Source organism: Micromonospora sp. NPDC005710, assembly GCF_040630995.1.
Lineage (GTDB): Bacteria > Actinomycetota > Actinomycetes > Mycobacteriales > Micromonosporaceae > Micromonospora.
Genome location: NZ_JBEXYP010000015.1, coordinates 75267 through 87269, shown reverse-complemented (window position 1 = coordinate 87269; position 12003 = coordinate 75267). Strand labels below are relative to the sequence as shown.

At 72.7% G+C, this 12003-nt stretch carries 10 protein-coding genes, 1 pseudogene and 1 riboswitch; of the genes and pseudogenes, 4 read left to right on the top strand and 7 right to left on the bottom strand.

The genetic code is table 11. The features are described 5' to 3' along the window. The first annotated feature begins 166 nt into the window (after positions 1–166). The 4 genes from ABZ406_RS20930 to ABZ406_RS20915 all read left to right on the top strand — a co-directional run bounded on the left by ABZ406_RS20930 (position 167) and on the right by ABZ406_RS20915 (position 5574). Positions 167–952, top strand: a complete 786-nt coding sequence (locus tag ABZ406_RS20930; RefSeq protein ID WP_357764005.1) for an ABC transporter ATP-binding protein — start codon at positions 167–169, stop codon at positions 950–952. Between the two features lie 2 nt (positions 953–954). Beyond that, the gene (locus ABZ406_RS20925; protein ID WP_357764002.1) at positions 955–1905 is read left to right on the top strand and encodes an LLM class F420-dependent oxidoreductase; all 951 of its coding nucleotides are present in this window, start codon (positions 955–957) and stop codon (positions 1903–1905) included. Further along, complete coding sequence (locus ABZ406_RS20920) at positions 1902–2210, top strand: cupin (RefSeq protein WP_030329959.1); 309 nt, start codon at positions 1902–1904, stop codon at positions 2208–2210. The genes ABZ406_RS20925 and ABZ406_RS20920 overlap by 4 nt, the downstream gene beginning before the upstream one ends. 76 nt (positions 2211–2286) lie before the next feature. Beyond that, on the top strand, positions 2287–5574 hold the full coding sequence (locus ABZ406_RS20915) for a hypothetical protein (RefSeq protein WP_357763999.1): 3288 nt from the start codon (positions 2287–2289) through the stop codon (positions 5572–5574). A 321-nt stretch (positions 5575–5895) separates the two neighbouring features. Here ABZ406_RS20915 and thiC read toward each other — a convergent pair whose 3' ends face one another. The 7 genes and pseudogenes from thiC to thiE form a co-directional block, all read right to left on the bottom strand. After that, a complete protein-coding gene (thiC, locus tag ABZ406_RS20910; RefSeq protein ID WP_357763997.1) occupies positions 5896–7488 on the bottom strand; it encodes a phosphomethylpyrimidine synthase ThiC in 1593 nt (530 codons plus the stop codon). Positions 7489–7505: 17 nt separating this feature from the next. Next, the gene (thiD, locus tag ABZ406_RS20905; protein ID WP_357764237.1) at positions 7506–8291 is read right to left on the bottom strand and encodes a bifunctional hydroxymethylpyrimidine kinase/phosphomethylpyrimidine kinase; all 786 of its coding nucleotides are present in this window, start codon (positions 8289–8291) and stop codon (positions 7506–7508) included. A gap of 123 nt (positions 8292–8414) precedes the next feature. After that, positions 8415–8960: pseudogene (locus ABZ406_RS20900) on the bottom strand (thiamine phosphate synthase); the annotation flags it as partial. Next, positions 8957–9736 carry a thiazole synthase gene (locus ABZ406_RS20895; protein WP_357763994.1) on the bottom strand — a complete coding sequence of 260 codons (780 nt, stop codon included), beginning with the start codon at positions 9734–9736 and terminating at the stop codon, positions 8957–8959. The gene ABZ406_RS20895 and the pseudogene ABZ406_RS20900, both read right to left, overlap by 4 nt. Further along, a complete protein-coding gene (thiS, locus tag ABZ406_RS20890; RefSeq protein WP_357763991.1) occupies positions 9733–9933 on the bottom strand; it encodes a sulfur carrier protein ThiS in 201 nt (66 codons plus the stop codon). Before thiS ends, ABZ406_RS20895 begins: the two co-directional genes overlap by 4 nt. Beyond that, complete coding sequence (thiO, locus tag ABZ406_RS20885; protein WP_357764235.1) at positions 9924–11072, bottom strand: glycine oxidase ThiO; 1149 nt, start codon at positions 11070–11072, stop codon at positions 9924–9926. The genes thiS and thiO overlap by 10 nt, the downstream gene beginning before the upstream one ends. Further along, entirely contained in the window at positions 11069–11695 is a 627-nt protein-coding gene (gene thiE / locus ABZ406_RS20880) for a thiamine phosphate synthase (protein WP_357763988.1), read from the bottom strand. The genes thiO and thiE overlap by 4 nt, the downstream gene beginning before the upstream one ends. After that, positions 11690–11799: riboswitch (TPP riboswitch) on the bottom strand. It overlaps the preceding gene by 6 nt. Between the last annotated feature and the right edge of the window lie 204 nt (positions 11800–12003).

Sequence of the window (12003 nt, the reverse complement as noted above, 5' to 3'; positions counted from 1 at the left end):
ACTCTTCGCGGGCACAGCGTACGAGAAACCCACAGTTGCGACGCCAGGCGTATCGGGTTGCGGAACGGAAACAACCTGACGACGACCCCAGCCGGTGCCATTCGTCAAGGGAGCGGCTAGCCTTTGTCGGATTCCTGACCGTCGACTCAGCGGAGGTACGCCGGAGATGATCCGACTGTCCGGGGTGTCCCGTACCTTCGAGGGCCGATCCGGTCGGGTGGAGGCACTGCGCGGCATCAACCTCGACGTCGCCGAGGGCGAGTTCGTCGCCGTGCTCGGCCGCTCCGGCTGCGGCAAGTCCACCCTGCTGCGGCTGATCGCCGGGCTGCTCCCGCTCAGCGCCGGTGAGATCACCGTCGGCGGTACGCCGATCACCCGCCCCCGCCAGGACATCGCCATGCTGTTCCAGAAGCCGGCGCTCCTGCCGTGGCGCAGCGTGCTGGACAACGTCCTGCTGCCCGTGGAGATCTTCGGCTGGAGCCGCGGCAAGCATCGGGAGCGGGCCCGGCAGCTGCTCGACGTGGCCGGGTTGGCCGGCTTCGAGAAGCGGCTGCCGCACGAACTCTCCGGCGGCATGCAGCAGCGGGTGTCGCTGTGCCGGTCGCTCATCGGTGAGCCCCGCGTGATGCTGATGGACGAGCCGTTCTCCGCGCTGGACGCGCTCACCCGCGAGGAACTGTCCGGCGAACTCCAGCGCGTGCACATGGAGAACAAGCCGACGATCGTCTTCGTCACCCACTCGATCGACGAGGCGGTGCTGCTCGCCGACCGGGTGGTAGTGCTGAGCCCTCGCCCCGGCCGGATCCGCAAGGTCGTCGACGTGACGATCCCCCGGCCCCGCACCCTGGGCCGCAACGCCCACCTGGCCGACGTCGCCCAGGTCAGCGCTGACCTGCACGAACTTCTGATGGAACGCGAGCAGCCGGCCACCGCCGGTGCGGAAGGACACTGACCATGCGGGTGTCGGTCTTCACCGAGCCGAACCGTGGCGCCAGCTACGACACCCAGCTCCGGTTCGCCCGGCTGGTAGAGGCCTGCGGCTACGAGGGCTTCCTCCGGGCCGACCACTACCAGTCGATGGGCGCCGACCCGGGCCTGCCCGGTCCGACGGACGCCTGGCTGACCCTCGCCGCGCTGGCCCGGGAGACCGAACGGATCCGGCTCGGCACCCTCGTGACATCGGCCACGTTCCGCCTGCCCGGCCCCCTCGCGGTGATGGTCGCGCAGGTCGACCAGATGAGCGGCGGCCGTGTCGACCTGGGCATCGGGGCCGGCTGGTACGAGCGCGAGCACACCTCGTACGGCATCCCGTTCCCCGCCGTCGGCGAACGCTTCGACCGGCTCGCAGAGCAGCTTGAGGTGATCACCGGGTTGTGGGGAACCCCGTCCGGCGAAACCTACAGCTTCACCGGCGACCACTACCGGCTGGTGGACGCTCCCGCCCTGCCCAAACCGGTGCAGGTGCCCGGCCCGCCGATCATCGTGGGCGGGCGCGGGCCCAAGCGCACACCCGAACTGGCCGCCCGGTACGCCGACGAGTTCAACATGCCGTTCAAGTCGGTGACGGCCACCGCCGAGGCGTACGACCGGGTACGCGAGGCGTGCGCCCGCACCGGACGGACCGAGTCCGGGCGCGACCCGCTGGTGCTGTCCGCCGGGATCGTCGTCGCCATCGGCCGCACTGACGCGGAGGCTCAGCGTCGGGCCGCGCCCCTGCACGAGAAGAGCGCACTGCCACCGGAGGACCCGGTGGTCGGCTCTCCCGCGCAACTCGCGCAGCGGATCGCTGAGTTCGCCGCGATCGGCACCACGCGGGTCCACCTACGTCTGATCGACTTCGACGACCTCGACCACCTTGAGCTGATCGCCTCCGAGGTGCTGCCCCAACTGGACGGAGCACGATGACCGACGTGATCGACGGAACCGAACTCGGGCCGGTGGGTCAGGAGATCGTGTACGAGAACGACCGGGTGCGCGTCTGGCACATCCGGCTCGAGCCGGGCGAGCGGCAACCGCTGCACCGGCACGACCACCCCTACCTGGTGGTGGCGATCGAGGGCGCGAAGAACGTCGTGCAGACCGTCGACGGCACCCGGATCGACGCCGACGAGCCCACCGGCGGAGTGGTCTACCGGGACCCGGGTGCGGTGCACATGCTCACCAATGTCGGGGATACGACTTACCTGGCCCGGCTGGTCGAACTCAAGTAGAACCGCCGATGGCCACCGGCGTGCCGCGCGGCGCGCCGTTGGCTATCGGGTGTACCGGGTGCGTAACGTGCCCGACATGGCCTTTCGGACCTGGGGCAGACTGCTGCTCACGGCGCTCGGGGTGAGCGTGCTGGCCGGAGCCGGCCAGCTCGGCGTCGCGTACGGTTTTGGCATCGTCCGCCTGACCGGCGCATTCACCGGTACGACAGTCAACCAGTGGCCGGCCCAGCTCGTCTGGGTGGGCTGGTTCGCCGCGAACGCCGCTGTCGCCGGCGCGGTCCTGGCCGGACGCCTCGCCCGTCGTGACGCCCCGGCGGCCGGCACCGGCCGACAGTTGGCTGTCGGTGGCGCTGCGGCGCTCGGCGCCACCGTCATCGCCCCGCTCTGCATGCAGCCCGCCCGCGCCGCGGAGCTGATCTCCGTCGACCCGGTCTGGGCGGTCGGCATCTGCGCCATCGTCGGGGCGGTGATCGGGGCGGGCGCGGCCATCGCCGTCCTGTTCCGGCCCGAGCTGGGGTGGAACGTGGCGGTCGTGGCCGGCGCCGTCTGGCTGCTGGCGCTGATCTCCGTCCTGCCGTCGATCGGCACCACCGGCCCCCTGCCTACCGTCCGCCTCGGCGTACTGGAGCCGAGCTGGCTCGACGACGCCGCCGCCCAGCGGCTGGCGCTGCTCCTGCTGCCCACAGTGGCGTTGTTGGCTGGAGCGGCGACCGCCGGGCTGGCTCGGTGGCGGGGCCAGGCCGCACTCGTCAGCGGGGCCACCGGAGTGGCCGGTCCGGTGCTGGTGGCGTTCGCCTACCTGACCGCCGGTCCCGGCGACGCGGTGGACCGTTACCAGGCCACCCCCTACTACGGCTCGTTGATCGCGATCCTCGCCGGAGCACTCGGCGCGGCCGCCGCCGCGCTGCTGCGCTGGCCGACGGGCACCCGTACCGCCGATCCGCAGGCGATCGAGCCCACCGCCATCCTGCGTCCGCTGAACACCGGCCCGGCGCTGCCCGACGCCGTACCGGCGAGCGACCAGGTCACCGCCGAACGCCCCGACACGGAGACCACGAACGCCGAGCTGGCCACCACACAACCCGGCGGCGTCGTCGCGGGTCAGTGGGCAACAGGCAAACCCGATGGTGTACGCACCGTCCCGGCCCACTGGGACTGGCCGAACACCACAGCGGGCGGCCAGCACGGTTCGACTCCCAGCGCTTCGGCTCCGGGCGCTTCGGCTCCAGGCGCTTCGGCTCCGGGCGCTTCGGCTCCGGGCGCTTCGGCTCCAGGCGCTTCGGCTCCGGGCGCTTCGGCTCCGGGCGCTTCGGCTCCGGGCGCTTCGACTCAGCCGGCGGCCTGGCTGACCGCGCCGACCGGTGAGTTCTCCGCCGCGGGGCAGACGCCGCCGGCGCAGCGCGACGATGTCGCGGCCCCAACCAGGCCCTCAGCCAGCACCGACGTCAGCGACGTCACCCCGACCAGCGGCACGGCCGGACGCGCCGACGCCGTGCCCACGACGGGCGGCCGGGCGACCGACGACCCGACGACCAGCACGCCGACGGACACGACCGACAGTGCCGCTACCGGCACGTCCGACAGCGCGGCTCCGGGCAGGTCGAGCGGTGGGCGCACCACCCGCCCGTCCACCGCCGTCGCGAGCAGCACCACACCCGGTACCACCGGCTCGACCGCACCCATCGCCACCCCCGCCGGCGCGACCGGCACCAGCGCGGCCGGCACCAGCGCGGCCGGCACCAGCGCGGGCCGAGGCACGGGGGCGACCGGCACGGCCGCTCCGAGCCCGGTCACCGCCGCCACGGGCCCGACCCGAGCCGGCACAGGCCCTGCCCCGAACGGCCCTGACGCGACCACCACGGGCACGGGCACGGGCACCGACGCGACCAGCGCGCCCGACCTTGGGACACCCGAGACGCCGCCGACGATCAAGCCGCGACGCACCCGTAAGTCGAAAGCCAATCCGGAGGCCGCCGTCCCCGACGACCTGTCCCCTGTCGATTCGGCAACCGGCACGGGGTCGAACACCGACGAGACTGTCACCAGCGAGAAGGCCACGGGCCGCGCCCCGAAGGGCACTCGGCCGGGCGGGTCCGCTGTCGGCGCCAACTCCGACGCGGCCACCGACACTCCGGTGCCCAGCCAGGGCAGCAAAGGCGGGCGATCGAACTCGACCTCCGAGGTCACCTCGACAGGTGCCGCCGGCACTGCCGCAGCCCAACCCGCCGATAGCGCGAAGCCCGAATCGGCCACGCCCGTCACCGGCTCGAAGCGTCTGCCGGCCACCTCGACGGTCGCCGCAACGGGCGCGACGCAGATGCCAGCCAAGCCGAAGTCCCCGACCGCGGCGACCGACTCCACCCCGACCCCGACCGCGGCGACCGACTCCACCCCGACCACCGGGACCGGGACTGAGACCGGGGCGGGGCGAGCACCGGCCACCGCGACCGGCGACACCCGGGCGGGAGGGGCCACGGCGCCCGCGCGCGTCCCGAAGGCCGGCCCGGCCGCATCGGCCGACACCACCTCCCCAGCCAGCGACTCTGCAATCGCCGAGTCTCCTGGCAGCGACAGTGCGCGGCCCACTGCCGACGGCCTTTCCACCGCCGGGCTGTTCGAGGCCACTGCCGCCAGTGACCTGGACGCCGGCCGGTGGACGCCCGCGCCGTCGGGTTGGCCGGTCACCTCGACGTGGACAGTGCCGCCGCAGGCCGCCGAGCCAGGCGTGACGGCAACGGAGGGTTCGAGTGGTTCCGACGAACCCGCCGGGACGACGCCCAGGCCCCGGCATCGGGCGCCGCTACCGGACCTGAGCCGGGCCGGCACCTGGAACGCGTTCGACACCTCTCGGCGCGGCGGGTCGGCGGGATCACCGGGCACCTCGCCGGCACATCCAGCGCCGGCCGACGCCAGCGGAACGACCGCTCCGACCGTGCGCCCGGCCCCACCGGCGTTCCCGGGCACGGCGGACGCACCCTCCGGCGCCACCACCACCGGCAAGGTCGACACCAACATCGACAGCGACACCGACACCGACAGCGACAGCGACAGCGGCACCGCCATCACCGGCACCGGCACCGGCGATCTGGCGCCTGCCGACGCCACGTCGGCAATGCCGACACCTCCGAAGGTCACCGAGCAGTCCTCCCGGCGGGGACGGCTCGGCGGGCTGTTCCGCCGCAACCGGTCCCGCGCCGACGAGGAGAGCACGAAGACGTCGGACGAAGCAGAGCCGCTGGCGTCCCAGGACGAGGAATTCGTCGACTGGGTGGCCGGTCTGAGCAAGCCGGTGTCGGACAACGAACCCGAGCAGGAGAACGCCCGCCGGTCGTTGCGCTCCACCGGTCGACACCACCGCGAGTGACCATCACGACCGACCCGCCGCGACCGACCCACCACCACCGCCGACCCACCACCGCCGACCTGACACGGCCGACCCACCCGTGACCCACGACGGCTGACTCGCCGCGAAGCGCAGAGGACGCACGGGACCGTCCGCCGCTGATCGACTCGGGTTCCTTGATGTCGGGCTATCCCAGACAGCCAGACACCCCGACATCAATGAACCGGAGTCGATCAGCGTGCGACACGCAGGCACCGCAGGCACCGCCGCACCACAGGCACCGCGGCACCACAGGCACCGCGACACCACAAGCACCGCAGGCAGGTACGCCCTGTGGGAGGGTCAGGCGAGCGGTAGGTAGACCCGGCTGCCGCCGGAGACGAACTCCTCCGACTTGTCCTTCATGCCGCGCGCCGCGTACTCCTTGAGCTCTTGGGTGATCTTCATGGAGCAGAACTTCGGGCCGCACATCGAGCAGAAGTGCGCGGTCTTCGCGGGTTCCGCGGGCAGGGTCGCGTCGTGGTATGAGCGTGCCGTCTCCGGGTCCAGCGAGAGGTTGAACTGATCCTCCCAGCGGAACTCGAACCGCGCCTTCGACAGGGCGTCGTCCCAGGTCTGCGCGCCGGGGTGCCCCTTGGCCAGGTCCGCCGCGTGTGCCGCGATCTTGTATGCGATGACGCCCGCCTTCACGTCGTCCCGGTCCGGCAGGCCGAGGTGTTCCTTCGGCGTGACGTAGCAGAGCATCGCGGTGCCGAACATGCCGATCATCGCGGCGCCGATCGCCGAGGTGATGTGGTCGTACGCGGGCGCGATGTCGGTGGTCAGCGGACCGAGCGTGTAGAACGGCGCCTCGTGGCACCACTCCTGCTGAAGGTCCACGTTCTCTTTGATCTTGTGCATCGGCACGTGGCCGGGGCCCTCGATCATCACCTGGACGTCGTACGCCCAGGCGATCTTCGTCAGCTCGCCGAGGGTGCGCAGCTCGGCGAACTGCGCCTCGTCGTTGGCGTCGGCGATCGAGCCGGGGCGCAGCCCGTCACCGAGGGAGAACGTCACGTCGTAGCGTGCGAGCAGCGCGCACAGCTCCTCGAAGTTGGTGTAGAGGAAGTTCTCCTCGTGGTGCGCCAGGCACCACGCCGCCATGATCGATCCGCCACGGGACACGATCCCGGTGACCCGGTCCACGGCCAGTGGCACGTACGGCAGGAGCACCCCGGCGTGCACAGTCATGTAGTCGACGCCCTGCTCGGCCTGCTCGATCACGGTTTCCCGGAACACCTCCCAGCTCAACTTCACCGGGTCGCCGCCGACCTTTTCCAACGCCTGGTAGATCGGCACCGTCCCGATCGGCACCGGGGAGTTCCGGACGATCGCCTCCCGGGTCTCGTGGATCCGCTTGCCGGTGGACAGGTCCATCACGGTGTCCGCGCCCCAGCGGGTGGCCCAGGTCAGCTTGTCCACCTCCTCGGCGACCGACGAGCTGACCGCCGAGGTGCCGATGTTGGCGTTCACCTTGACCAGGAACGCCTTGCCGATGATCGCCGGCTCGCACTCCGGGTGGTTCACGTTGAGCGGCAGCACCGCCCGACCGGCGGCGATCTCGGCCCGGACCAGTTCGGGGTCGACGTTCTCCCGGATCGCCACGAACTCCATCTCCGGCGTCACCACACCGGCCCGCGCGTACGCGAGCTGGGTGGGCCGGCGACCGTCCACCCCCGCCAACGGTGTGCCCGCGCCCCGCACCGGCGCCACGTCACCCCGCTCGGCGATCCACTGGCCCCGCAACGCGGGCAACCCCACCGACGGGTCCGAACCGGGACCGGACGTGTCGTAGAGCCGCACCGGCGGCAGATCCCCGGTCAGCCCCACCTCGGCGAACGGCACCCTGACATCCGGCCGCGAACCCTCGACGTACACCTTGCCTCGTGCGTGCATGACAGCCTCCCTGGTGATCAAGCGGACCAGCCGAAGTGGTCGAGCGGTCCGCGTCCCGCGCCCAGCTCCCAGCCCCGAGCGCCGGTGAGCGCACGGAGCACGTACTCCTTGGCGGCCCCCACGGCTGCCGGCACCGAATCGCCCAGGCCGAGCCGCACCGCGATCGCCGCCGAGAACGAACACCCGGTGCCGTGGGTGTGCCTGGTGGTCACCCGGGGTCCGCGCAACACTGTGGTGACGCCGCCGCCGTGCAGCACGTCGACAGCCTCGCCCCCGTCCAGGTCACCGCCGGTGACCACCACGTACTCCGGGCCACCGGCCGCCAGGGCCTCGGCGGCCACGACCATCGCGGCCACGTCGTCGACAGGGCGTCCGGTGATCGCCGCGGCCTCCGCGCAGTTCGGGGTCGCCACAGTGGCGTACGGCAGCAGCCGCTCCACCGCACCCACCACGCCGAGCCGGTGACCACTCGTGGCGACCAGTACCGGGTCGACGACGAGGTGGGGCAGCCGACCGTCCCGGGCCGCCTCGGCCACCACGTCGGCGATCGCCGGGGTGCCGAGCATTCCCGTCTTCACCGCGCAGACGGTGAAGTCGCCGAGCACGCTGTCCAACTGGTCGGTGACAGTGCGCGGGGGCAGCGGCAGGACGGCGTCGACACCAGTGGTGTTCTGCGCGGTGACCGCTGTGAGGACGCTCGTGCCGTACGCGCCCAACGCGGCGAAGACCTTGAGGTCGGCCTGGATGCCTGCGCCGCCACCGGAGTCCGAGCCGGCGATCGTCAGTAGTGTTCGCGGGGTCATTGTTCGTCCTTGGTTACGGTTTCGGGCTGCCGTGGAGACCTGGGTGACCCCGCGCCGGGTTTGGGTAAGCACAGGGGTGACCGCCTCGACATAGGCGCTGTTCAGAATCGCGGCTGTCTCGGCCGGGTCTTGGGCTCGCATCAGTACGCCCAGCACCGCCACTCCGGATGCTCCGGCCTCGATGCAGGCGGTTACCTGGTCTGGTGTCTCGACTCCCCCGAGGGCCAGCAGCGGTACGGGGCTGACGTCGACAAGCTTTCGCAGGCCGTCCACGCCCAGGGGTGGGCCGTAACCCGGTTTCGACTTGGTCGGCCAGACCGGGGAGACGGTGGCGTAGTGCTCGGTGGTCAGGCGGTTCAGCTCGGTGTGGTCGTGGCAGGATCGGCCGACCAGACCGTGGGTCGGCGGCGGGTACGGGCCGGCGGCGGGCAGGTGCACGGCGTCGCCGCCGAGCGGGTCGGGGCCGGCCACGACGAGGGTTCCGCCGACGTCGGCGAGGATCGCGCGCAGGTCGGCGGCGAGGGCGGCGCGTTCGGCGCGGGGCAGGTCCTTCTCCCGCAGCACCACCCAGCGCACTCCCCCGGCCACGGCTGCCGCGACAACCCGCTCCAGCCCGCCCGGCGCGACCAGCCGGTCGGTGAGAACGACAACCCCCGACGGCCCGGTCACAGGTCGGGCCGTCCCTCGTCGGGGGTGGAGGCCAGCGCGTGGAAGCGGCGGGCGATGCGGCCCGCGCCGGCCGCCAGCCGGCCGGCCTCGACCGCGTACCGCATCGCGGTGGCCATCGCCACCGGGTCGGCCGCCCGGGTGACAGCGCTCGCCAGCAGCACCCCGTCACAGCCCAGCTCCATGGCGAGCGCCGCGTCGGACGCGGTGCCGATGCCGGCGTCGAGGATCACCGGCACGTCCACGCCCTGCCGGATGAGCCGGATGTGGTGCGGGTTGCCGATGCCGAGCCCCGAACCGATCGGCGAGCCGGCCGGCATCACCGCGGCGCAGCCCACGTCGGCGAGGCGACGGGCGAGGACCGGGTCGTCGCTCGTGTACGGCAGCACTGTGAAGCCTTCGGCGACCAACTCCTCGGCGGCGCGGAGCAACTCCACCCCGTCGGGCAGGAGGGTCCGCTCGTCGCCGATCACCTCCAGTTTGACCCAGTCGGTGTCGAACGCGTCCCGGGCCAGCCGGGCCACAGTCACCGCCTCGGTGGCGGTGTGGCAGCCGGCGGTGTTCGGCAGCAGGCGTACCCCGCACCGGTCCAGCAGCTCCAGCAGGCCACCGGCCGAGCCGGCTGCCGTACCCACGCGGCGCAGCGCCAGTGTGACCAGCTCGGTTCCGGACGCCCGGATCGCCTGCTCCAGCACGTGCAGGTTCGCGGCACCGCCGGTGCCGAGGATCAGTCGTGACGTGAAGGTCTGCCCACCCAGCTCGAACGGCACGCCGCTCACCCGCCCTGGGCCGCGGTGAGCACCTCGACCCGGTCGCCGTCGTGCAGTGCCCGGGCCGGCCAGCCGGTTCGGGGCACCACTTCGCCGTTGACCGCTACCGCCACCCCTCGGGGGTGCGGCACCAGGTCGTGGACCAGGTCCGCCACTGACGCGCCGGCGGCGACGCTGCGCCCGGCCCCGTTCACAGTCAACTCCACAGCTTGCCCTCCGTTGTCGGTTCAGCCCGCCCGGCACCGTCGAAGCGGTCGGCGCGAAAGGGCGCGAGCAGCGGATCGGGTACGCCGCCGAGCACCAGATCGGCGATCAGGTCGGCGGTGATCGGGGTGAGCACGATGCCGTGCCGGTGGTGTCCGGTGGCGGCCAGGACGCCCGGCCGGTCGGGCAGCGGCCCGAGGATCGGCGCGTTGTCCGGCGTGCCGGGGCGTGACCCGGCGATCGCCTCGACCAGGTCGTACTCCGCCAACTCGGGCAGCAGGTCGATCCCGGCGCGCAGCAGACGGTGCACGGCACCGGCGGTGACTGTGGTGTCCGCGCGCTCCTCGACTGTCGCGCCGAGCACCACCTCGCCGTCGGTGCGGGGCACCAGGTAGACGTGCTCGCCGTCGGCGTACCCCCGGATCACGTGCCGGAAGCCCGGCGCGACGCCGTCGGGCGCGCGGAGCCGGAGGATCTGGCCCTTCACCGGCCGCACGGGCAGGCCGGTGAGCGCGGCGGACCCGCAACCGGCGGCGACCACGGTGACCCCGGCGTCCACGTCGGACAGACGGCTCACCGGCTGGGGCACGAGCACCGCGCCGGCCCGCTGCGCGGCAGTACGCAGCGCCGGCACCAGCAATCGGGGGTCGACCTGGTGGTCGGTGGGTGCGAACGCGCCGCCGCGCACCCGTGGGGCGAGCGCCGGTTCGCTGTCGCGCAGCTCGCTGGGGCGCAGCGGCGTCACGGGCAGACCCAACCCCTGCTGGTACGCCCACAGCCGCCGCGCCTCGGCCAGGTCGTCGCCGGTGAGCCCGACCATCAGGGTGCCCTCGGTCCGGTAGCCGATCTCGACTCCGGTCGTCTCGCTCAGCTCGGCGGCGAACGCCGGCCAGCGGGCGGCGGACGCGAGCAGCAACCCGGTCAGCTCCCGCTCCCCGAAGTACGCCTCGGCGACCGGGGAGAGCATGCCGGCGGCGACCGCCGACGCCCCGGAGCCGGGTGCCTGATCGTGCACCTGCACCAGCAGCCCTCGCGCGGCGCAGCGCCAGGCGATCGCGAGGCCGATGGGTCCCGCCCCCACCACTGCCACGTCCGGCCGGGCCCGGTCGCTCGACGGCGGTGACGGGGACCGGCCGCTCAGCACGTCAGGGCCTCGATCAGCTCGGCTGTCGCCCGTGCCGGGTCGGCGGCGGAGGAGACGGCACCGACCACCGCCACCCCGTACGCCCCGGCGGCTCGTAGCGCCGGCACCCGGGCGGCGGTCACGCCACCGATCGCGACGACCGGGACGTCGACGGCGTCGACGACGGCGCGTACGCCGGCAGGGCCGATGGGGTCCGGTAGGCCGGACTTGGTGCTCGTGGCGTGGCACGGGCCGACGCCGAGGTAGCTGGCTCCCGCAGCGACGGCCTCGCGTGCCGGGCCGGGGGCGCGGGCGGTGGCGCCCAGCACGCCGGTGGGGCCGAGCACCCGGCGGGCGGCGTCGACCGGCAGGTCGTCGGCGCCGACGTGCCCACCGGCTGCCCCCGCCGCGAGCGCGACGTGCAACCGGTCGTTGACCAGGCAGGTCACGCCGTACGGCGTGCAGAGCGCCAGCACCCGCCGGGTCAGGTCGTACGCCTCACGGTCGGTGGCGGAATCCTCTACCCGAACCTGCACCACCAGGTCGGCGTGGGCCACGGTGAGGGCGGCGTGAACCACGGCGAGTGGGTCACGACCGGGTCGGGTGTCGGTGACGAGATGCAATCGCCCCAGGGACGGCACGGCAACGCTCCTCCCTGCGCCGGCATTATCCGGATCAGGTTCGACGGTCGGGGGCTGTCAGCCCCCCTCTCAGCCCGGTACACCGGGCTCCCGTGGGTTACTTGCGTGTCACCGTACGACAGATTCGTCGGACTGCCAAGGCGCGGGGTCGACGACGGTCGGCGGGCCGGACCGGGCGAGAACGATCAAGATCCATGGGGCACTTCATGCGGTCCTGTTCGGAATGTCGCCTGCCGTTGCAGAACCGTTACCCGCCCGCATCTTGCCCGACATCGAACCACCCGAATTAATTTGTTCAGCGATTCGAC